This is a genomic window from Flavobacterium pisciphilum (assembly GCF_020905345.1).
Classification (GTDB): domain Bacteria; phylum Bacteroidota; class Bacteroidia; order Flavobacteriales; family Flavobacteriaceae; genus Flavobacterium; species Flavobacterium pisciphilum.
In genome coordinates, this window is record NZ_JAJJMO010000001.1 from 2,503,482 (window position 1) to 2,526,666 (window position 23,185).

The 23,185-nt window shown below is 32.9% G+C and carries 17 protein-coding genes; 13 read left to right on the top strand and 4 right to left on the bottom strand.

Annotated features, from left to right (window positions below):
* Positions 1-4: 4 nt before the first annotated feature.
* Together LNQ49_RS10435 and LNQ49_RS10440 are read right to left on the bottom strand one after the other, a co-directional pair.
* On the bottom strand, positions 5-1,633 hold the full coding sequence (locus tag LNQ49_RS10435; protein ID WP_229988728.1) for a RagB/SusD family nutrient uptake outer membrane protein: 1,629 nt from the start codon (positions 1,631-1,633) through the stop codon (positions 5-7).
* Between the two features lie 36 nt (positions 1,634-1,669).
* A complete protein-coding gene (locus tag LNQ49_RS10440) occupies positions 1,670-4,645 on the bottom strand; it encodes a SusC/RagA family TonB-linked outer membrane protein (RefSeq protein ID WP_229988729.1) in 2,976 nt (991 codons plus the stop codon).
* Between the two features lie 236 nt (positions 4,646-4,881).
* Here LNQ49_RS10440 and LNQ49_RS10445 point away from each other — a divergent pair, with 236 nt between their 5' ends.
* From LNQ49_RS10445 to LNQ49_RS10490, 10 genes are all read left to right on the top strand, one after another.
* Positions 4,882-5,913, top strand: a complete 1,032-nt coding sequence (locus LNQ49_RS10445; protein ID WP_229988730.1) for a LacI family DNA-binding transcriptional regulator — start codon at positions 4,882-4,884, stop codon at positions 5,911-5,913.
* Positions 5,914-6,089: 176 nt separating this feature from the next.
* Positions 6,090-7,436, top strand: a complete 1,347-nt coding sequence (locus tag LNQ49_RS10450; protein WP_229988731.1) for an MFS transporter — start codon at positions 6,090-6,092, stop codon at positions 7,434-7,436.
* A 99-nt stretch (positions 7,437-7,535) separates the two neighbouring features.
* Positions 7,536-8,192 carry a beta-phosphoglucomutase gene (gene pgmB, locus LNQ49_RS10455; protein WP_229988732.1) on the top strand — a complete coding sequence of 219 codons (657 nt, stop codon included), beginning with the start codon at positions 7,536-7,538 and terminating at the stop codon, positions 8,190-8,192.
* Between the two features lie 18 nt (positions 8,193-8,210).
* Entirely contained in the window at positions 8,211-10,511 is a 2,301-nt protein-coding gene (locus LNQ49_RS10460) for a glycoside hydrolase family 65 protein (RefSeq protein ID WP_229988733.1), read from the top strand.
* A 45-nt stretch (positions 10,512-10,556) separates the two neighbouring features.
* Entirely contained in the window at positions 10,557-12,671 is a 2,115-nt protein-coding gene (locus LNQ49_RS10465; protein WP_229988734.1) for a glycoside hydrolase family 97 protein, read from the top strand.
* A 102-nt stretch (positions 12,672-12,773) separates the two neighbouring features.
* Positions 12,774-14,648 (top strand): glycoside hydrolase family 13 protein, encoded by a 1,875-nt coding sequence (locus LNQ49_RS10470; protein WP_229988735.1) that lies wholly within the window; start codon positions 12,774-12,776, stop codon positions 14,646-14,648.
* A gap of 333 nt (positions 14,649-14,981) precedes the next feature.
* Entirely contained in the window at positions 14,982-15,659 is a 678-nt protein-coding gene (locus tag LNQ49_RS10475) for a glycerophosphodiester phosphodiesterase (protein WP_229988736.1), read from the top strand.
* Complete coding sequence (locus LNQ49_RS10480) at positions 15,656-16,864, top strand: BaiN/RdsA family NAD(P)/FAD-dependent oxidoreductase (protein WP_229988737.1); 1,209 nt, start codon at positions 15,656-15,658, stop codon at positions 16,862-16,864. Before LNQ49_RS10475 ends, LNQ49_RS10480 begins: the two co-directional genes overlap by 4 nt.
* Before the next feature lie 124 nt (positions 16,865-16,988).
* Complete coding sequence (locus LNQ49_RS10485; RefSeq protein ID WP_229988738.1) at positions 16,989-17,732, top strand: hypothetical protein; 744 nt, start codon at positions 16,989-16,991, stop codon at positions 17,730-17,732.
* Positions 17,733-17,817: 85 nt separating this feature from the next.
* Entirely contained in the window at positions 17,818-18,549 is a 732-nt protein-coding gene (locus LNQ49_RS10490; protein ID WP_229988740.1) for a hypothetical protein, read from the top strand.
* A 91-nt stretch (positions 18,550-18,640) separates the two neighbouring features.
* On the opposite strand, the gene LNQ49_RS10495 is transcribed toward LNQ49_RS10490, so the two are convergent.
* Together LNQ49_RS10495 and LNQ49_RS10500 are read right to left on the bottom strand one after the other, a co-directional pair.
* Positions 18,641-19,039 (bottom strand): NUDIX hydrolase, encoded by a 399-nt coding sequence (locus tag LNQ49_RS10495; RefSeq protein ID WP_229988741.1) that lies wholly within the window; start codon positions 19,037-19,039, stop codon positions 18,641-18,643.
* 21 nt (positions 19,040-19,060) lie between these two features.
* Positions 19,061-19,537 carry a TspO/MBR family protein gene (locus tag LNQ49_RS10500; protein ID WP_229988742.1) on the bottom strand — a complete coding sequence of 159 codons (477 nt, stop codon included), beginning with the start codon at positions 19,535-19,537 and terminating at the stop codon, positions 19,061-19,063.
* A 105-nt stretch (positions 19,538-19,642) separates the two neighbouring features.
* Between LNQ49_RS10500 and LNQ49_RS10505 the strand changes: the two genes are divergently transcribed.
* From LNQ49_RS10505 to LNQ49_RS10515, 3 genes are all read left to right on the top strand, one after another.
* Positions 19,643-20,725, top strand: coding sequence for a diphosphomevalonate decarboxylase (locus LNQ49_RS10505; RefSeq protein WP_229988743.1), 1,083 nt, complete (start codon positions 19,643-19,645; stop codon positions 20,723-20,725).
* A 50-nt stretch (positions 20,726-20,775) separates the two neighbouring features.
* Positions 20,776-21,714 (top strand): mevalonate kinase family protein, encoded by a 939-nt coding sequence (locus LNQ49_RS10510; RefSeq protein WP_229988744.1) that lies wholly within the window; start codon positions 20,776-20,778, stop codon positions 21,712-21,714.
* 385 nt (positions 21,715-22,099) lie between these two features.
* Entirely contained in the window at positions 22,100-23,056 is a 957-nt protein-coding gene (locus LNQ49_RS10515) for a geranylgeranylglycerol-phosphate geranylgeranyltransferase (RefSeq protein ID WP_229988745.1), read from the top strand.
* Positions 23,057-23,185: the final 129 nt, after the last annotated feature.

The window sequence follows — 23,185 nt, forward strand, 5'->3', positions numbered from 1 at the left end:
AAAGTTAGTATCCAGGATTTTGTTTCAAAGTTGGATTTGCTTGGATATTTCTTGCAGGAATTGGCATTAAATTTCTAAAAGATTCTGTAGCGCTACCATTTATAGAACCACCTTTCCATTGCCAAATTTTAGCTCCTCCTGTGAATTTACCAAAACGAATCAAATCTGTTCTTCTGTGACATTCCCAGAATAACTCTCTTCCTCTTTCATCCAAGATAAAATCAAGTGTTAACTGAGGAACTGTAATTGCTGTTGCACCTGCTCTTCCTCTAATTTCGTTTATATAACCTAGAGCTGTATTGATGTTTCCACCTGCTGCACCTCTAAGAGTTGCTTCAGCATACATTAAATAAGCATCCGTTAACCTAAACATTGGGAAATCGATATCTGGGATATCCGTTCTTTGGGCTGCAGAACCATCAGCATTTTTATTTATATATTTTGTTACTGCATAACCATCTGTAAAAGTTGAAACATTATTAATGTCTTTAGATTGTCCATCTGTATAAAACGTACCTCTTTTATCTCCAGTTGCAGTTGCATCAGGAAAAAGATCTACGAACTCTCTACGAGTTCTAATCCCTTGCCATCCACCGTCCATTCCTCTTGACGCAGCATCCATACTACCTCCAATAGAAGCATGCATAATAAAACTCATTCCTCCACCTGTTGCTCTAATTGCATTACCATCACCAACAATTGGGAAAATAACTTCAGATTGAGCACCATTTCTATTATTATCAGCAGAGAATAAATATCTGTAAGGAACATTTGCGAAAACATATCCTGAACCAGTAATTATTTCATTACATAATACTGCCGCTTCACTATATTTATCTACACCTATATACACTTTAGCATTTAAATAAACTTGTGCCAATAAAAATTTAGCTGCCGTTTTATCAACTCTTCCATATTCATTTGCTTTTGGAGCAACTAAACTATTGTCTAAGTCTTTCAATTCAGACTCAACAAAAGCAAAAACTTCTGCTCTTGATTTTTGTTCCGGATAAAAGAATCCAACAGGATCATTTTCTGTTGTAATTGGCACATTCCCGAACAAATCCATTAAGTTATAGTAAGAGAAAGCCCTTAAGAAACGAGCTTCAGCTCTAAAATTAGCAATTTCAGCTTTTAAGTTCGCATCAACACCTCTTGCCGTTAATTTCTCATCTGTAGTTTGTCTCAAAAACTCATTAGCAACACTAATGTGATAAAATGCTCTTGAGAAAGTCCCTTCTAAAAATTCATTTGCAGGAGACCATGTCTGAGCATTTAATGTTGGTAAAGTACCATCAGCCCAAGCAATAATTGCTTCATCTGTACTGAATTCCTGTGTTACAAAAAGCAATCTTAAGTAACTACTAAAGTCACCACCAAGTCCTGCAATATCAGGGCTTTTACCAGGGATTGCGGCATCACCATCACCGTCATTACCACCAACATACAGACCTGCATATAGTTTAGCCAATACTTGTTTGTATGACTTAGGGTCTTTAAAAAAGGTTTCAGATAAAAATTCATCATCATCCTTTGGCGTCACGTTTAAATCGTCCGTACACGAAGTAAGCGTCATACTTAATCCTAAAACGAATAGGAAAAAATAAGATATATATTTAAATGATATTTTCATTTTGTTTGTTTTTAAATTTTTGATTTCAGTCTACTATTAGAAATTCGCATTTACTCCAAACAAGAATGTTCTTGCTCTTGGATATACATTATTATCTATTCCGTTGAATTTCTCAGGATCTAAACCATTGTATTTTGTTAGAATAAAAACATTCTGAACCCCAGCTGTAAATCTTAAAGAAGCTGCTTTTATGATTGTTTTATCAAAAGTATATCCAAGCGTAACATTATCTAATTTTATGAAAGAAGCATCTTTTACAAAATAGTCAGACAAGTAACGTGATGTACCATTATCCTCAAAAGTAAAACCAGTATTATAGTAATCTGAACTTACATTAGACAAATCCGTTTGTCTTCTTAATCCAGCATCAGAATACCCTAAATTAGAACTTACGTTATCAAAAATTTTGTTTCCAACACTTGCTCTCCAGTTCATTGTAAAATCAAACTTTTTATAATTCAAAGTAGAGAATAATCCAAAAGTATAGTCTGGTGCTGCTTTTCCAGCTCTGTAACGATCACCTGTATCAATTTTCCCATCTCCGTTTCTATCTACATAAGCTCCTGCAATTGGCCTTTTGTTTGCGTCGTATAATTGCTCATATACAAAAAATGAATTTGGTGCATATCCTACTGAGTTAATAAGAATTTTATTCCCGTTACCACCAGCGATATTATCTCCAGTCAAATAACCTTGAAAACCAGGAACTGTAATTCCTAACTCAGAAATATTCTGATCGATATAAGTAGTATTAAAAGCTACATTCCAAGTCAAATTATCATTTTTAACAATATCAGAAGCAATACTAAATTCAACCCCTTTTGTTCGTACACTACCAATATTAAAGAAACCTTGATTTCTAAGATTTGCACCATCAGGAACTGCAATATCTGCTAATAAATCTGTCGATTTTTTATCAAAATAGTTAATAGATCCTGTAATTCTATCATTCAAGAATCCGTAATCAATACCAACGTTAGCTTCTGCCAATTCTTCCCATTTGATATTTTCATTATATCCTTCAGGTCTTGCCGTAGAATAAATAGTATTACCAAAAATATACTGTGAGTTAATTGTACCTAATGTTACTCTGCGTAAATAATCATATTGAGCAGAAATATCTTGTTGTCCAGTTGTACCATAACCAACTCTTAATTTTAAAGTTGAAACAGTAGCATTATCTTTTAAGAAAGCTTCTTCAGATAAATTCCATGCAAAAGCACCACCTGCAAAATTCCCCCATCTGTTATCTTTAGAGAAACGAGAAGTTCCGTCTCTTCTATAATTTAAAGTCAATAAATATCTGCTATCATACCCTAAATTCAAACGTCCGAAGAAAGATTGTAAATTAACGTCTGGATCTGTAGCAACATCCTCATTAGGATTTGGCTGTCTTGTTTCACCAGATGAATATTTTTCTTTTTGAAACAATTGGTAGTTATAACCAGCAGTTGCATCAATTTTAATTTTTCCTATGTCTTTAGTATAATTAAAATAAGCATTTAAGTTTTTATTTTGAAGTGCATCTGTATAACTTGAGTAGTTTCCTAAATTCACATAAGCTGGATCACTAAACGGTTTTGGCTGATATCCTAAAGCACTTTGAGTACTCACTTCAGTATAACCACTACTATCAAATCTATCAATACCTGCTTCAGCAACAACTCTTAAATCTTCAAAGAAGTGAAGTTTATAATCTATCCTAACATTACCCCATTTTCTAGTAGAAGTTGCTCTTCTATCATCTTGGTTTAATCTTGCAACAGGGTTTCTAGCTGGTAATAATGGTAAATTTCCAGTTGGCTCTAACCATTCGTAATATCCTCCATAACGAGAACCCGTTTGATATACAGATTGAGTAGGATCAAATCCAATAGCGCTTCCAATAATTGCACCTTCATCCTGAAATCGGTTTTTACCGAAAGATAAATTTCCGCTAATATCAATTTTTAAGTGGTTATCAAATAAAACTGGATTTAACGATATCGATGTCGTAGTTCTTTCAAAAGAAGTGTTTCTTAGGATTCCTGGATTATCAACATTTCCAACAGATAAACGTACAGGTAATTTGTTAAACAAAGCACCACTTACAGAGATATTATTGTTAGTTGTCAAAGCAGTATGAAAAATTTCATCTTGCCAGTTTGTATTTGCGGTACCTAATAAAGCCTGTTGTGCAGGAGTCCCTTTTGTTTTTACCAATTCACGGAATTGATCTGCACTCATTACGTCAACTGTATTCGCTACTGTATTGATACCAACTTGAGAACTAAAGTTAACTTTCACACCACCTTTTGATCCTTTTTTAGTTGTAATAACAATTACACCATTTGCAGCGCGGGAACCGTAAATTGCAGCTGCAGAAGCATCTTTAAGAACTGTAAATGATTCAATATCATTAGGATCAATTGTAGACAAAATACTTGTAGCCCCACTTGGAACTGCATTACTTAACGGAAGTCCGTCTAATACAATTAAAGGCTCATTAGAAGCATTTAATGAAGACCCACCACGAATTCTAATATCTGCTTTAGCACCAGGAGCACCTCCACCAACAACATTTACACCCGAAATACGTCCGCTAATTAAACTCTCTGGAGTTACATTAATACCTTTATTAAATTCCTTTGCTGATACTTGTGATACAGATCCAGTAGCATCTTTTTTCTTAACAGTACCGTAACCTACTTGTACTACAACTTCTCTAAGTTGATTTGCATCTTCTTCAAGAGAAATACTTGTTGTTTTTTGTCCGCTAAAGCTGATAGTATTGCTAACATAACCAATGAAAGAAGCGACAATTTTATCACCACTTTTCAAATTTGACAGCTTAAATTTTCCATCAAAATCTGTCGAAGTACCATTGGTACCCCCTTGTACATTTACGTTTACACCTGGAATTGGTTGTCCTGTTGCTTTGTCTAAAACAACACCTTCTAATGTACTCTGAGCTAGAACACTAAAAGGAAGTAGTAAGAATAAAAATAACAACTTTTTATAAATTGTTTTCATACTTTTTGTTTAAATTAAAATTGAGTTTTGGTTGATTTATTAACTTTTATTTTTACTTCGAATCTCAAAATTAAGGATTTATTAACGTGCCCGACATATGCCAATTTTTATTGGTTTACGAAAACGTGATAGTGTTGAAAACTTTCTATATAATATAAGTTTTTAGGTATAATACTGTCATTTTTAAAAATAAATCATATCTTTATTAGCAAAACAATTTTTTCCATATCAACAGCATGAAACGCAAAATAACTCTCAAACAGATTGCTAAGGAGCTTGATGTATCTATTTCTACCGTCTCAAAATCACTACGAAACAGTCTGGAAATTGGGGAAGATACCCGATTAAAAGTTCAGGCTTTCGCCAAATTCTACAATTACAAACCCAACAATATAGCACTCAGTTTAAAGAATCGTAAAACCAAAACAATCGGTATTATTATTCCTGAAATTGTACACCATTTTTTCTCCACTGTTATTAATGGAGTAGAACAAGTAGCCAACGAAAATGGATACAGCGTCATCATATGTTTATCTGATGATTCATTTGATAAAGAAGTACTTAATATGGAAATGCTTGCCAACGGAAGTATTGATGGTTTTATCATGTCTCTATCTAAAGAAACACAATTTAAAGGAGATTTTCATCATATAACCGAAGTCATAAATCAAGGAATGCCAGTGGTTATGTTTGACCGCGTTACAAATGATATATTATGTGACAAAGTAATCATCGATGATAAATCGGCAGCTTATGAAGCAGTTCAGAGTTTAATCGATAAAGGCCGTAAAAAAATAGCCTTAGTTACTACTGTTGATTATGTTAGCGTTGGAAAACTTCGAACTGATGGATATACAAAAGCACTATTAGATAATGACATTCCTTTTAGTGAAGATCTTATTATAAAGATCGAAGATGTAGATACTTGCGAAATAATCATCAGTCAATTATTAGAAGACCGAGCCATAGATGCTGTTTTTGCAGTTAATGAACTTTTTGCAGTTACTATAATAAAAACCGCCAGCAAAATGGGACTTCGAGTTCCCGAAGATCTAGCGGTTATCGCCTTTACAGATGGGATAATATCCAAATACTCGACTCCAACTATTACAACAGTAAGCCAAAGTGGCAACAAAATGGGGAATAAAGCTGCAAAAATGCTAATCGATCGCTTGGAGCTAGAAACAGAAGAAGGACAAGAGGAAGAAGAGAATTACAAAACAGAAGTAATTGAAACTCACCTCATTGAAAGAGAATCCACAGATTAATATTCTTACAATTCTAAATAAAAAAACCCATTATTAATTATAATGGGTTTTTTATTTGCTTGTTTAAAAAAATAATTTATAAATTTACGCCAGCTCAAGACTTTTACTTTTACTTCGAAAAATAAGTTAAGTTTTGATAAGCAAAGCGCTTATCGTACATTCATTAAATTACGATAATGGAAAAGCGTAAATTAAGTTTCTGGGAAATTTGGAACATGAGTTTCGGTTTCTTAGGAATACAAATGGGGTTTGCTCTACAAAATGCAAATGCCAGTAGAATTCTTCAAATTTTTGGTGCCGACGTACACGAACTTTCTTGGTTTTGGATAATTGCTCCTTTAATGGGATTAATTGTTCAACCAATAATTGGTCATTATAGTGATAAAACTTGGGGGAAATTTGGACGAAGAAAACCTTTTTTTCTTGTAGGTGCTATCCTAGCTTCAGTTGGATTAATATTAATGCCACAGGCAAACATTTTTATTTCAGTCTTACCCGCATTGTGGGTTGGTGCCGGAATGCTTATGATTATGGATGCTTCATTTAATATTGCCATGGAACCATTTCGTGCATTAGTTGGTGACAATTTAAGAACAGACCAACGTACCGCAGGATTCAGTATTCAAACAGCACTTATTGGTTTTGGAGCCGTAATTGGTTCAGCATTGCCATATGTATTAACTAAATGGTTTGGAGTTCCAAACAGTACTGTTCCAGGAAGCGTTCCTTTGAACCTTACACTTTCCTTCATTTTAGGAGCTGTTGTCTTGATAGGTTCTATTCTGGTTACTTTATTTACAACCAAAGAATACTCTCCAGACGAATTAGCTCTTTTTGAAGATCCTCAAGCTGAAAAAATTGAGGTTGAAGAAAAATCAAAACTTACAGATATCTTTAAAGATTTTGCAAAAATGCCAACCACTATGCGTCAACTCAGTTGGGTACAGTTCTTTTCTTGGTTTGGTCTTTTCGGTATGTGGGTATTTAGTACTCCAGCAATTGCACATCACATTTATGGATTACCACTAGACGACAATTCTAGTCAAAGCTATCAGGATGCTGGAGATTGGGTTGGAATACTTTTCGGAGTTTATAATCTTGTTTCAGCAATTATAGCTTTATTCTTTTTGCCAATGATTGCTAAAAAAATTGGACGAAAATCAACTCATGCCCTTTCTTTAGTCATTGGAGGAATAGGTTTAATCTCAATCTATTTTATGCCAGATGAAAACTGGGTTATCCTTTCAATGGTATTAATTGGTGTCGCTTGGGCAAGTATCCTAGCAATGCCATATGCCATCCTAGCTGGATCTATTGCTCCTAAAAAAATGGGAGTTTATATGGGTATATTCAACTTCTTTGTGGTGATTCCTCAAATAATAAACGCAATAATTGGAGGGCCAATTGTAAAATACCTTTATAACGGCGATGCTATATACGCTTTAATTACAAGTGGGGTTAGCTTTTTGATAGCCGCAGTTTTAGTTTACAAAGTAAAAGATGTAGATGACATAAAACTTTAAAACCTACAACAACAAATCTTTCTTACAACAAGAAGGAAAGTGGGTTCTTGACAATTAAAATACTTTTCGAAAGAAATTAAACAATAAGCATATTATTAAATGAATACAAAAGCGTTTATATTCGACCTAGACGGCGTAATCGTTGACACTGCTAAATACCATTATTTAGCATGGCAAAAGATTGCAAATGCATTAAACATTGACTTTACACACGAACACAACGAACTTTTAAAAGGAGTAAGTCGTGTCCGTTCACTAGATATTATCCTAGAATTAGGAAACGTTCAAGCTTCACAAGAAGATAAAGATAAATGGCTCATTCAAAAAAATGAGGATTATCTAACCTATTTAGTAGATATGGACGAAAGAGAAATCCTTCCAGGTGTTTTGCCAGTCCTACAATTTTTAAAAGAAAAGAAACAAGCCATTGCATTAGGTTCAGCAAGCAAAAATGCACGCCCGATTCTTGAAAAAACAGGAATCATATCCTACTTTGATGTTATTGTTGATGGCAATGATGTTACAAATGCAAAACCAGATCCTGAAGTTTTCTTAAAAGCGGCTCAATTATTAAACATAAGCCCTTCAAATTCTATAGTTTTTGAAGATTCAGTTGCAGGAGTTCAAGCAGCCAATATCGGAAAAATGACCAGCGTAGGAATTGGATCCAAAACAGTCTTACATGAAGCCAAATACATCTTTGAAGATTTTACTTTAATAGATAAAACATTCATCGAATCATTAATTACAGCATAAATCAATCAAAAAAACAAAATGAATCAAGATTATATAAAACCAGACAATTGGTCAATAATAGAGGAAGGCTTTGATGTAGAGAGAGTCAAATCGTCTGAGAGTCTTTTCAGTATCGGAAACGGTGCTATGGGACAACGTGCTAATTTTGAAGAAAAATACTCAGGAGAAACTTTTCAAGGAAGTTATATCGCTGGAATTTATTACCCTGACAAAACTAAAGTTGGCTGGTGGAAAAATGGCTATCCAAAATATTTTGCTAAAGTATTAAACGCACCAAACTGGATTGGTATCGACATTGAAATTAATGAAGAGGCTTTTGATTTAAATTCTTGTACCGAAGTAAAAAACTTCCGTAGAGAATTAAACATGAAAGAAGGCTGGTATAATCGTTCATTTGAAGCAACATTAAAAAACGGAACTGAAATCGCTGTCAATGTACGTCGTTTTCTATCCTTAAACATGGATGAAGTTGGTTTAATTAAATACGAGATTACGCCATTAAATAAAGATGCAAAAATACTTTACAAACCATATTTAGATGCAGGTGTTACCAATGAAGATGCTAACTGGGAAGAAAAATTCTGGGAGCCACTTGAAGTAAAAAAAGCAACAAACGAAGCATTCGTTACAGCTCAAACCTACAAAACGCATTTTAAGGTTACAACATTCATGCATAATAGCATTTTTGCTAATAACGAAAACATTAATATTTCACCTTCAACAATTGATTCTTCATCAGATAAAATAGAATATACTTATGGGGTAATTATTGCAAAAGGACAAACTTCATCTATACAAAAAATTGGTGGCTACACCGTTTCATTAAACCATACCAATACACTTGCTGCAGCCGAAAAAGCAATTAAAGAAGCATTAAGTAAAGGATATGACCAATTACTACAAGAACAAATAGATGCTTGGGCAAAAATTTGGGAAATGTCAGATATTACTATCGATGGAGATGTAAAAGCACAGCAAGGAATTCGTTTCAATATTTTTCAGTTAAACCAAACCTATTCAGGAAAAGACAATCGATTAAATATTGGACCAAAAGGGTTCACTGGAGAAAAATATGGAGGATCTACTTATTGGGATACCGAAGCGTATTGCATTCCGTTTTACATGGCTACCAAAGATCAGCAAGTTGCTCGAAATTTATTAACCTATCGTTACAATCAACTTGATAAAGCAATTGAAAATGCTAAAGACAATTTAGGCTTTAAAGATGGAGCTGCTTTATACCCAATGGTGACCATGAATGGTGAAGAATGCCATAACGAATGGGAAATCACTCATGAAGAAATCCACCGAAATGGTGCAATTGCTTTTGCAATTTTCAATTACAACCGTTACACAGGAGATTACTCTTATATCCCAGAGAAAGGATTAGAAGTATTAATCGGAATTGCTCGTTTCTGGCACCAAAGAGCCTCATTCTCTACAGACAAAAATCAATATGTAATTTTGGGAGTTACAGGTCCAAACGAGTACGAAAATAACATCAATAATAATTTCTACACCAATTATGTTGCTAAATGGTGTATTGATTATGCTGAACAACAAATTATAAAAGTTGCTGCCGAATATCCAGCTGACCACAAAAGAATCATCGAGAAAGTACAACTTACAGAAAACGAAATTCAAGAATGGAAAAAAGTAGCGAGTAATATGTACTTCCCTTTTTCAAAAGAACTTAATGTTTATTTACAACAAGACGGATTCTTAGATAAAGATTTAGTTCCAGTAAAAGATCTAGACCCCTCACAACGTCCTATAAACCAAAAATGGTCTTGGGATCGTGTATTGCGTTCACCATATATCAAACAAGCTGATGTTTTGCAGTGTTTTTACTTTTTTGAAGAACACTTTTCTAAAGAAGAACTATTGCGTAATTTTGAGTTTTACGAGTCATTTACAGTACATGAAAGTTCTCTTTCGCCTTGTGTACACTCAATCCAAGCCGCTGCTTTGGACAAAATGGATATGGCTTATACATTCTACCTAAGAACTTCACGTTTAGATTTAGACGATTACAACAAAGAGGTTGAAGAAGGTTGTCATATTACATCAATGGCAGGAACATGGATGAGCATTGTAGAAGGTTTTGGAGGAATGCGTGTAAAAAATGACACCTTACATTTCTCTCCAAAAATTCCAAAAGAATGGACAGGATATTCATTTAAAATCAACTTTAGAAATCAAATTCTAAAAGTATCAATAAACCATAACGAAACTACATTTACTGTAGATGGGGATGACGAATTAGCCATTGTCGTTAATGGCCAAGCCGTAGTCGCTAATAAGTATGCAACCGCATAAATACGAGCACCTACCTATTTTTTATAACATTTTTAATTTAACAACATGAAGAATTTCATTTTCACAGCCTTCATTCTAGTTGCATTTTGTAACATTACAAAAGCACAACAACTAAAATCGCCTGAAGGAAAATTTGTCATGGAGTTTTCGCTACAAAGCGATGGAACTCCAACTTACAATCTTAAATACAAAAACAAAGAGGTTGTAAAATCCAGTAAGTTGGGTCTTGAGCTTAAAGATGATAAAAAATCATTATTGAATGACTTTACAATTGTTGATACAAAAACAACAACTTTTGATGAAAACTGGAAACCAGTTTGGGGAGAAGTAGCATCAATTCGTAATCATTATAATGAATTGGCTGTTACATTAAACCAAAAAGGAACAGACAGACAATTGTTAATCCGTTTTCGTTTATTCAATGATGGACTTGGATTCCGTTATGAATTTCCAACACAAAAAAATCTTACGTATTTTATAATCAAAGAAGAAAAAACACAATTTGCAATGACGGGTGACCATACTGCATTTTGGATTCCTGGGGATTATGACACGCAAGAATACGATTATACAAAATCAAAATTATCAGAAATCCGTGGATTATCTGAAAAAGCATATACAGCAAACGTTTCTCAAAAGTCTTTTTCTCCAACAGGAGTTCAAACTTCGCTTATGCTAAAAACTGCAGAAGGATTATTTATTAATCTTCACGAAGCAGCATTAATTGATTATTCATGCATGCACTTAAACTTGGATGATAAAAACATGATATTCGAATCATGGTTAACTCCAGATGCAAAAGGAGACAAAGGGCATATGCAAGCGCCTAGCCATTCTCCTTGGAGAACAATTATTGTTAGTGACGATGCAAGAGAAATTCTTGATTCAAAAATGACATTAAACTTAAATGACCCATGTAAAATTGAGGACACTTCTTGGATAAAACCAGTTAAATACGTAGGTGTTTGGTGGGAAATGATTACAGGAAAAAGCTCTTGGTCATACACTAACGATTTCCCTACAGTACAACTTGGCGTTACCGATTTCTCAAAAGCGAAACCGAATGGTACACATGGTGCAACTAATGCTAATGTAAAAAAATACATTGACTTTGCTGCCTTAAATGGTTTTGATGCCGTTCTAGTTGAAGGTTGGAATGAAGGTTGGGAAGACTGGTTTGGACACTCAAAAGATTATGTTTTTGATTTCGTAACTCCTTACCCAGATTTTGATGTAAAAGGATTGCATGCTTATGCAAAATCAAAAGGTGTAAAAATAATCATGCACCATGAAACTTCAGGTTCAGTTCGTAATTATGAGCGTCATATGGACAAAGCATACAAATTCATGAACGACAATGGATACGATGCTGTAAAAAGTGGTTACGTAGGTGATATTTTACCAAGAGGTGAAAATCATTACAGCCAATGGATTGTAAACCATTACCAATATGCGCTAGAGAAAGCAGCCGAATACAAAATTATGGTTAATGCACACGAAGCAGTTCGCCCAACAGGTATTAGCAGAACATATCCTAACTTAATTGGTAACGAATCAGCAAGAGGAACAGAATACCAAGCATTTGGAGGTTCAAAAGCAAATCACGTAACTATTTTACCTTTTACAAGATTAATTGGAGGACCAATGGATTATACTCCTGGTATTTTCGAAATGGATATCAGCAAACTTAATCCAGAGAACAAATCGCATGTAAACAGTACAATTGCAAATCAATTAGCATTATACGTTACTATGTACAGCCCATTACAAATGGCGGCTGACCTTCCTGAACACTACAACAAATTTGCTGATGCATTTCAATTCATCAAAGATGTTGCTATTGATTGGGATGAGAGTAAATACCTAGAAGCTGAACCAGGTGATTATATCACAGTAGCTCGTAAAGCAAAAGGGAAAAATAGTTGGTTCGTAGGTAATGTAAACGGAGATACAGCCCGTACATCAAACATCAATTTTAACTTCCTTGAAAAAGGAAAAAAATACACAGCAACAATTTATGCTGATGCAAAAGATGCACATTACAAAACAAATCCACAAGCATACACAATCAAGAAAATAGCTGTAACAAATAAATCTAAATTATCACAGTTATCAGTTCCTGGTGGTGGTTATGCAATTAGCATAATCGAAACCAAATAATTTAATTAACCATATAAGAAATGTAAGTTCATTTAATTTTAAACCTCCCAGTTTTACTTATTTGTCCTTACATTTCTTGCTTGGTTTAAATTCTATTTTGTTATGAAAAATCAAAAAAAAATGTTTCAAATAAACCACTCATTCTATAAAATACTTCTAATAGTCTTGTTCTTTTCTGCTTCAGCAAAAGCACAGGTTCAGAAAGTAGAGCCACCGTTTTGGTACGCAGGAATGCATAATCCAGAACTTCAGATTATGTTTTACGGAAAAAACATTGCGCAATATGAACCTTCCGTTTCTAACAATGTAACCATTAAAGACATTAAAAAAACCGAAAATCCTAACTACATTTTCGTAACAATCGACACTAAAAATATACCTGCATCAGAGTTAGTTTTTTCATTTAAAAACAAAAACAAAGTTGCCTACACCCAAAAATACTCTTTAAAGAAAAGAAGAGAAAATTCAGCTCAACGCAAAAGTTTCGATGCATCGGATATGATGTATTTAATCATGCCTGATCGTTTTGCAAATGGAAATCCTAAAAATGATAGCAATGCTTCATTAGTAGAAAAAGTAAATCGCTCAATCCCAGGTGGACGTCACGGTGGAGATATTGAAGGAATTATCAAAAACCTAGATTACATTTCTTCTTTGGGCGCAACAGCAATCTGGAATACACCTTTAAACGAAGACAACGATAAAGAACATTCGTATCATACCTATGCACAATCAGATGTATACAAAATCGATGCCCGTTACGGAACCAATGAAGATTATGTTCGTTTATCTAATGAAATGCATAAAAGAAACATGAAATTAGTTATGGATTATGTAACCAATCACTGGGGAATCACACATTGGATGATGAAAGATTTACCAACAAAATCATGGATAAATCAATTTGAAAACTACACTCAAACACATCACAGACGCGAAGTAATCACTGACATCCATGCTTCAAAATTAGATAAAGAAGTTTGCATCGATGGATGGTTTGTTCCTTCAATGCCAGATTTGAATTTAAAAAACCCACTTGTAGCAAAATACCTAACTCAAAACGCAATCTGGTGGATTGAATATGCAAATCTTGACGGATTTAGAGTAGATACTTATAACTATTCAGATCCAACAGCAATGGCCAATTGGGCAAAATCGGTTACAGATGAATATCCAAACTTTAATATTGTTGGAGAAATCTGGATGCACAATCAAGCTAATTTAGCCTATTGGCAAAAAGACAGTAAAATTGGTGCTATCCAAAATTACAATTCAAATTTGCCAAGTGTAATGGATTTCACCTTACACAATCAAATCGGGTCAGCATTTAATGAAGACGAAGCGACTTGGGATAATGGTATGATAAAATTTTACAACAATTTTGCTTTAGACTATTTGTATCCAAATACAAACAACATCATGGTTTTTGCAGAGAATCATGACACAAGCAGAATCAATGATCTTTACAAATATGACATTGCTAAATACAAATTGGTAATGACATTAATGGCAACCGTTCGTGGAATTCCACAATTGTATTATGGTTCAGAAATTGGAATGGGTGGAGACAAAAGCCAAGGAGATGGTGGAATACGTCTAGATTTTCCTGGTGGATGGAATGGCGATACAAACAATGCCTTTACTAAAGAAGGTCGAACTGCTACACAGGCACAATACTTTGATTTCACATCAAAACTATTCAATTGGAGAAAGTCAAATGAAGCAGTTCATTTCGGAAAAATGACACATTACATTCCAGAAAACAACACCTATGTCTATTTTAGATATACTGATGCAAAAACAGTAATGGTCGTTTTTAATAACAATGCAAAATCGCAAACTATTAAAACAAATCGTTTCCAAGAAAACATCAAAAATCACAAAACTGGTAAAGACGTTATAACTGATAAAACATTTGATTTGACATCAGAAATTACTTTAGAACCTAAATCAGCTATTGTTCTAGAACTAGAATAAAACCCTCTTTTAAACACATAGTTTTAGCCACAGATTAAACAGATTACAATGAATTTTAATTCTTGTTGTTTGTTTAATTTGTGGCTCTTTTTTTAGAATAAAACACTCCAAAGGTTTAACCGCTAAGTCCGCAACGGTTTATGCAGGCACACAAAGAGAAAACACAATTCTCACACAAACCTTTGCGAACTTAGTGATTAAATAAATAAAAACATTTGCGCTCATTGCGGTTAGAACACAAAATGAAAAAACTTTGCGCTCCTTGCGGTTAAATCCTAAAAACATAAAAACTAGAATAAAAACTTTACGACCTTTGCAGTTAAATCTCAATAAATGCTAAAAATAGCGCATCGTGGTGCAAGAGGGTACGAACCCGAAAATACCTTGCAAGCTTTTCAAAGAGCTATCGAAATGAAAGTTGATGGTATTGAACTAGATGTGCATCTTAGCTCAGATGGTCACCTCATAGTAATTCATGACGAAACGATTGATAGAACTACTAATGGAAAAGGTTTTGTAAATAGCCTATCTTTGCAGGAATTAAAAGATTTTCGAATAGAAAACGAGCATCAAATTCCAACACTATCAGAAGTTTTTGATTTAGTAAATCAACAATGTTTTATTAATATCGAACTAAAAGGTTTAGGAACTGCCAATGCTGTGGTTGCATTAATCGAGTTATACATTTCAGAAAAAAACTGGAATTATAGTTCTTTTATTGTTTCAAGTTTCGATTGGGATTTCTTACAGCAAATTGCTTCACTAAATCCAAAAATACCAATCGGCGTTTTGACCGAAACAGATGTAGATTTAGCGATTACTTTTGCAAAAGATATAAAAGCCAAAGCAATACATCCTGATTTTCATTTGCTAAACAAAGAGAATACAATACAAATGCAAGAAATAGGATTTCAGGTTTTCCCTTGGACAGTTAATGAAAAGGAAGACATTGCAAAAATAAAAACATACAACGTAAACGGAATCATTAGTGATTTTACAGATAGAATATGACTCAAAATTTTGATATAATAATAGTAGGTGGTGGAGCAGCAGGATTTTTTACAGCAATAAATATTGTAGAGAAAAACTCAAAATTAAAAGTAGCTATTTTAGAACGTGGCTCCGAAGTGCTTACAAAAGTTCGTATTTCTGGTGGTGGTCGTTGTAATGTAACACATGCCTGTTTTGAACCCAATGAATTGGTAAAATTTTATCCGCGTGGCGAAAAAGAACTACGAGGACCTTTTCATCAATTTTGTTCAGGAGACACAATCGAATGGTTCGAAAAACATGGTGTAGAATTAAAAATCGAAGACGATGGGCGACTATTCCCTACATCCAATTCTTCGCAAACTATTATCGATTGTTTTTTAAAAGCAACTGCAAAATTAGGCATTACTGTTCTTACAGGACAAAGCGTACAATCTATCTACAAAAAAGAAAACTTCTGGAAAGTCGAAACACAGAATCAGAACTATATTGCTGATAAATTAGTCCTTGCAACTGGAAGTAATCCTAAAATATGGGAAATGCTACAAACTTTTGGACATGCAATCATATCTCCCGTTCCTTCCCTATTTACATTTAACATAAAAGACCCAAGAATAAAAGAATTACCAGGAGTTGCAGCACAAGTAACTGTAAAAGTAAAAAATACCAAACTTGAATCTACAGGACCATTATTAATCACACATTGGGGAATGAGTGGGCCAGCAATTCTGAAACTTTCGGCTTGGGGAGCACGTATTTTACATGACAAGAATTACCAATTCACAATTTCTGTAAATTGGTTAAATGATGTGGATACTGAAGATGCTGAAAAAATACTAAAAGAATTAAAACAAGAACATGCTAAGAAAGCAGTTTCAAAAAAATCCCCTTTTGATTTCCCAAATCGATTATGGGAAAGTTTGGTTCTAGCCTCTAATATAGAAATAGAAACCAAATGGGCTGATTTATCTAAAATTCAACTTCAGAATTTAGCCAATCAGTTAACCAATGCAACATTCCAAGTAAATGGAAAAAGTACTTTTAAAGAAGAATTTGTAACAGCTGGCGGAATTGATTTAAAAGAAATCAATTTTAAAACCATGGAAAGCAAACTGCATGAGAATCTATATTTTGCTGGAGAAATTGTAAATATCGATGCCATTACAGGAGGATTTAACTTTCAAAATGCATGGACAAGCGGTTTTATTGTAGCGAATAGTATTTAATTTCAAGTACTAGTAAAAGTTTTCTAGTTTCTAGATTCAAAAACAAATTAACAAGACTTTACATCTTTCATAAGTTATTCTTAAGACAATTCTAATAATTTTACTTTCAAATTATCCCTAATAAATGAAAGCAAAAATACTCACTACAATTTCTTTATTTACATATCAATTTAGTGTTTCTCAGACTGAAAAATTACTCCACGGAAAAGTCATCTCTGAGGATATTTTTCTTAAAGATGTAGAAGTCATTAATAAAACGGCCAAAACCAGTACTACTACAAATACTTTCGGAGAATTCGAGATTTTAGCAAATGTAAAAGACAGCTTAATTTTTTTCTCTGAAGGTTATTATTTTAAAAGAATGCAACTTACTCAAGAAAATATAGGAACGAACAATCTTATTGTAGGCATGCTCCCAAAACCAGAAGAGTTAGACGAAATAATCATTCTATCTAAAAAAATAAAACCAGTCTTCATAACCAAAGAAAACATTCAAGAAATAAAACTAAATAAATCCAGACCTAAATTAGGCATGAAAATAGAGGGGCATAAAGATGGAACTGCACCTATTACTGACCAAGCAGATCTTGTTCGTATTGGCAAACAAATCTATAACATAATCAAGAAAAAGAAAGGAACAAAAATTGAAACCCAAAAAATCAATTTTATTCAACTTATAACAGAAACTTTAAATCCTGATTTTTTCACAAAAGACTTAAAATTAAAGGAAGAAGAAAAAGAACTTTTTCTTGATTTTTGTGATGCCGATCCAAAATCTAAAACACTCTTAGAAGACAAAAATATTCTTTCCACAATGGATTTTTTGTATAGCAAAAACAAAGAATTTCAGAAATTAAAAGCCAACTAAAAAACAAATTAACAAGACTTTAGACATTTCATAAGTTTTACTTAAGACAATTCTAATAATTTTACTTTCAACTAATTAACCTTATATGAGAGTAGAACTACTTACAACAATATCATTATTCACCTATCAAATTGGTTTTTCACAAACAGAAAAAGTATTAAACGGAAAAGTTATTTCGCAAAATCATACACTCAAAGATGTAGAAGTAATCAACAAAACTACCAAAACTAGTACCAAAACAAATGCATTAGGAGAATTTTCAATTCTAGTTCGTGCAAAAGACAGCTTGATATTTTTTAAGCAAGACTATTTCTTTACAAGATTAAAACTAACTCAGGAAGACATCAATAAAAACAATATCACTGTTAATATTGAATCCAAAACAGAAGAATTAAATGAAGTCATAGTTACAACTATAAAACTCCCACATATAGGCTCAATGATACAATCGTCCAATGAGATAGCATTAGCCAAAAGTACTCGTTCTTTACAAAAACACACAGGTGTTTATAATGGAACCATCACAAATGGAATGGATTTTATTACTATGGGTCGAGATTTTTTAAGTCTATTTAAAAACAAAGAAGATAAAAAACCTAAAAATAAAACCCCAGGATTAAATTTTAAAGAGCTTGTAAACACAACGTGCCCTACAGATTTCTTTACAAAAGACTTAAAATTAAATGCAGCAGAAAAGGAACTTTTTCTTGAATTCTGTGATGCCGACCCAAGGTCTAAAAACCTTGTCAAACAGAATAATATATTAACTACAATGGACTTTTTATATAGCAAAAAAGACGAGTTTAAGAAACTGTAAGAAGAAAGTTTTAGTATCCAGTACCAGTCGTAATTTCCAGTTTTGAAAACTACGACTGCAAACTACTTATTCATTCTCCGATACTAGCAATTTATTTCAACTCCCCTCTTTCGTTAAGGAACTTAAAAATCTTTTTATCAACTTCAGAAATAATGTCAAGCTCGTTATAACTTAACCATCTAATTTCTTCAATTTCATTATTTGCCATTAAACTGCCAGAGTATTTTGCTTTGTAACAAGTCATAATCACATTTATTCCCTCTTTTGCTCCATCAGATTGTGCAGAAAATTTCCCAATGAATTCACTTGTATTGGGTAATATATCTATACTCAACTCTTCAGAAATTTCTCTTATTAAAGTTTGCTCATCGCTTTCCCCTTCTTCACGTTTCCCTCCAGGAATATAATACTTAGTTTTCCCTTTAGATTTCGTACTTAATATTTTTCCGTTTTGGATTTCAATAAAGGCAATTTTATCTATTTCTTTCATATTATCTAAATACACTATAACTTATTTATTTAGCCACCAAATACTAGCATTCAAGATTGTTGCAAAACTCACCCAAAGCAAATAAGGAACAAGAAGATACCCCGCGATTTTATTAATTTTAATAAACTTTAAAAGTGTTTCATAAATCATTAGCCAGAGAACCACAATTTCTATAAGTGCCAATAATGGATTCATCAATCCAAAAAACAAATACGACCACAAAGCATTTAGAGCCAGTTGGATTGCAAAGAAAACCAATGCATTTTTAACTGTTTCTTTTTCATATTCTATTCGATCCCAAACTAGTCCTGCAGCAACACCCATTAAAAGATAAAGCAAACTCCAAGCAGGCGCAAAAACCCAATTTGGCGGATTAAAACTAGGTTTAATTAGAGTAGGATACCAAGTATCAATACTAGATTTGGTCACTATTCCCGAAAAATATCCAACAGCAAGACAAGTAACAACAACCGCTAAAATTCGAGAGATTTTATTCATTTTATACTTTTTTTGAGTCAATAAAGGTAAACATTTTTGTAGGCTATCAAAAAGTGCAACAAGGTATAATTCAAAAAAAGTATCTTTGCGTAAATTTTTTATTTTATGTTTACAGCAAACGATTTTATTCCAAAAAAATATACTTCAGATATAACAAAAGGCAACTTCGAGTGGAGCGCACCAAGTAACATTGCTTTAGTAAAATACTGGGGAAAAAAAGACAATCAAATTCCAGCCAATCCATCAGTTAGTTTTACATTAAACAATTGCAAAACAATTACTAAACTAGCTTTTGACAAAAAAGACGTTTCGAATGATTTTACATTCGACTTACTTTTTGAAGGAAAACCAAAAGAAGATTTCAAACCTAAGATTCAGAAATTCCTAGAACGTGTTTTCATCTATTTACCATTCTTAAAAGACTATCATTTTACAATAGATACTCAAAACACTTTCCCTCATAGTTCAGGAATAGCATCGTCGGCATCTGGAATGGCAGCTCTTGCAATGAATTTTATGAGCCTAGAAAAAGTATTAAATCCTGAAATGACAGATGAATACTTTTATCAAAAAGCATCTTTTCTTGCTCGTTTAGGATCAGGAAGTGCTTGCCGAAGTGTAAAAGGAAAAGTTGTTGTTTGGGGAAATCAAGCAAATATAAAAGGGAGTTCCGATTTATTTGGAGTAGAATTCCCAAATACAATTCATGAGAATTTCAAAAACTACCAAGACACTATTTTATTAGTTGATAAAGGCGAAAAACAAGTATCGAGCACAGTCGGTCATGACTTAATGCACAATCATCCTTATGCTGAGAGACGTTTTGCACAAGCACATGAAAATTTAGATAAGTTAATCACCATTTTTGAAAATGGAAACTTAGACGAGTTCATTAAAGTAGTCGAAAGCGAAGCATTGACATTGCATGCTATGATGATGACATCTATGCCCTATTTTATACTAATGAAACCGAATACATTACAGATAATTAATGCAATCTGGAAATTTAGAAATGAAACACAAATCCCTGTTTGTTTTACTCTAGATGCAGGAGCAAATGTTCATGTTTTATATCCCGAAAACGTTAGCGAAAAAGTATTGCAATTTATTAAGTACGAATTAGTTGTATTTTGTCAGAATGGTCAGTACCTTTGCGACAAAATTGGAGATGGTGCAATTGCATTATAATTTTACGTATCTTTAATTAAAATTAAGCTTTTAGACAATAAAACCGACATATGAAAGGACCCCTATTTTACTCAAAAATATTACTTTTTGGAGAGTACGGAATTATCCGTGATTCAAAAGGACTTTCTATCCCTTATAATTTTTACAATGGTGCTCTGAAGAAAACCGAAAATTCTTCGGCAGAAGCCATTGCATCAAATGCAAGTTTGAGCAAGTTTACATCATACCTTGAAACATTGCAAGCAGAACAACCCGATTTGGTAACTTTTGACTTGGCTACTTTAAAGAATGATATAGAAACAGGAATGTATTTTGACTCAAGTATCCCACAAGGATATGGAGTTGGTAGTAGCGGTGCGCTTGTTGCTGCTATTTACGACAAATACGCTCAAAACAAAATCACAGTTCTAGAGAATCTAACTCGTGAGAAATTATTACAGTTAAAAACTATTTTCTCACAAATGGAAAGTTTTTTCCACGGAAAAAGCTCAGGTCTAGACCCATTAAATAGTTACTTAAGCATTCCGATTTTAATAAACTCTAAAGATAATATCGAAGCTACCGGAATTCCTAACCAAAGTTTTGACGGAAAAGGTGCTGTGTTTTTATTAGACTCGGGAATTGTTGGAGAAACTGCTCCAATGGTAAACATTTTCATGGAAAACCTTAAAGACAAAGGGTTCCGTACGATGCTAAAAAACCAATTTGTAAAATATACCGATGCTTGTGTAGAGAATTTTTTACATGGCGACATGAAATCATTATTTAGCAACACCAAAAAATTATCAAAAGTAGTTTTGAATAATTTTAAACCTATGATTCCAGAACAATTTCATGGCATCTGGCAAAACGGTATTGATACTAATGACTATTATTTAAAATTATGTGGTTCAGGCGGTGGCGGTTATATTCTTGGTTTTACACAAGATTTAGAACGCGCTAAGCAGTCATTAAAAGATTATAAACTAGAAGTAGTTTACCAATTTTAAAACAACAAATAATTATAATTTTTAGAGCCGATATTTATCGGCTCTAAAAATTAATAGCAAAACCAAACTCTTAAATTTAAATAGAAATTGGCAACTTGAATCTTATTCTATTTCCGAATATTCGTCTTATGAAAATAGTATGGAAATAAAAAAACCAATCCTAAACAAATAATTGATAACAGAAACAATTTTAATGTTTTCATTCTGCAAAAACTAAATTATACAAAGTAGTCTTTTTGTTTCACAGAAAATAAATTACAATATCACAAAAAAAGGATTTATTACATATAAGAAAATTGAGATAATGTTCTTAAAAACTATTAAAAGATGTACTTTAGTCATTTTAAACACTGTGTACAATCCGAATAATCTATAATAAAGAGAAATGTTAAGCCGTCAGAATAAAATTTTAGCGATGAAAGTCATAAGTTTGTTCTCAGTAGTGAGGGGCTACAACATTCCTATTATCATTTTAGCACAGTACTTATCGGCAATATTTATTCTCGCTCCCGAAAAAAGAGCACTGGATATCTTATTGGACTTTCATTTGTTTTTAATTGTTTTCGCATCAGCAATTACCATTGCATCTGGTTACATCATAAATAATTTTTACGACAGCCAAAAAGACTTAATTAATCGCCCAAATAAATCAATGCTGGATCGATTAGTAAGTCAGAAAACCAAACTAAGCGTTTACTTCACTCTCAATTTCATTGCAGCTTTAATGGCTTTTATTGTTTCCTGGAGAGCTTTTTTGTTTTTTTCGGTATATATATTCCTAATTTGGTTTTACTCACATAAAATCAAAAAATATCCATTAATAGGTAATCTTATGGCTGCATTATTAGCCGTTTTACCATTCTTTGCCATCTTACTCTATTTCTACAATCAGATCTCATTTAATGATTTAGAAAATCAAAGGGGACATTTTGCCGTTATCTTCGCTCATGCAATCTTTTTATTTTTATTACTCTTAATCCGTGAAATGATAAAAGATTTAGAAAATTTAAAAGGAGATTTGGCCAACAATTACAAAACTATTCCCATTCTTTATGGCGAAAGAACTTCAAAAAAAATCATTACCCTTTTAACTTTCCTTACCATTGTACCTGTATACATCTTAATCGAGATATACGACATCGGATATATGGATATTTATTTCTATTCTTGCTTTATAATTTTAATATTTTTCTTGCTTTACCTTTGGAAGTCAAATTCTAAGACACAATTCTTACTACTGCACAATGTCTTAAAATTTCTTATCGTTTCGGGCGTGTTTTGCATCGTACTTATTAATCCAAGTGTTTTGTGGCACGGAAAAACTTTACTTTTAAAAATCTAATTTCTTTAAAATTTTTAGCTTTTTTAGATAATTTTTCCTTTTAAAGCTAGTAATAGTATTAAAAGCTAGTAATCTAACAACAATCAAGTTACTGCTATTAACCAATAATAAACTATCTTTGCACAAATT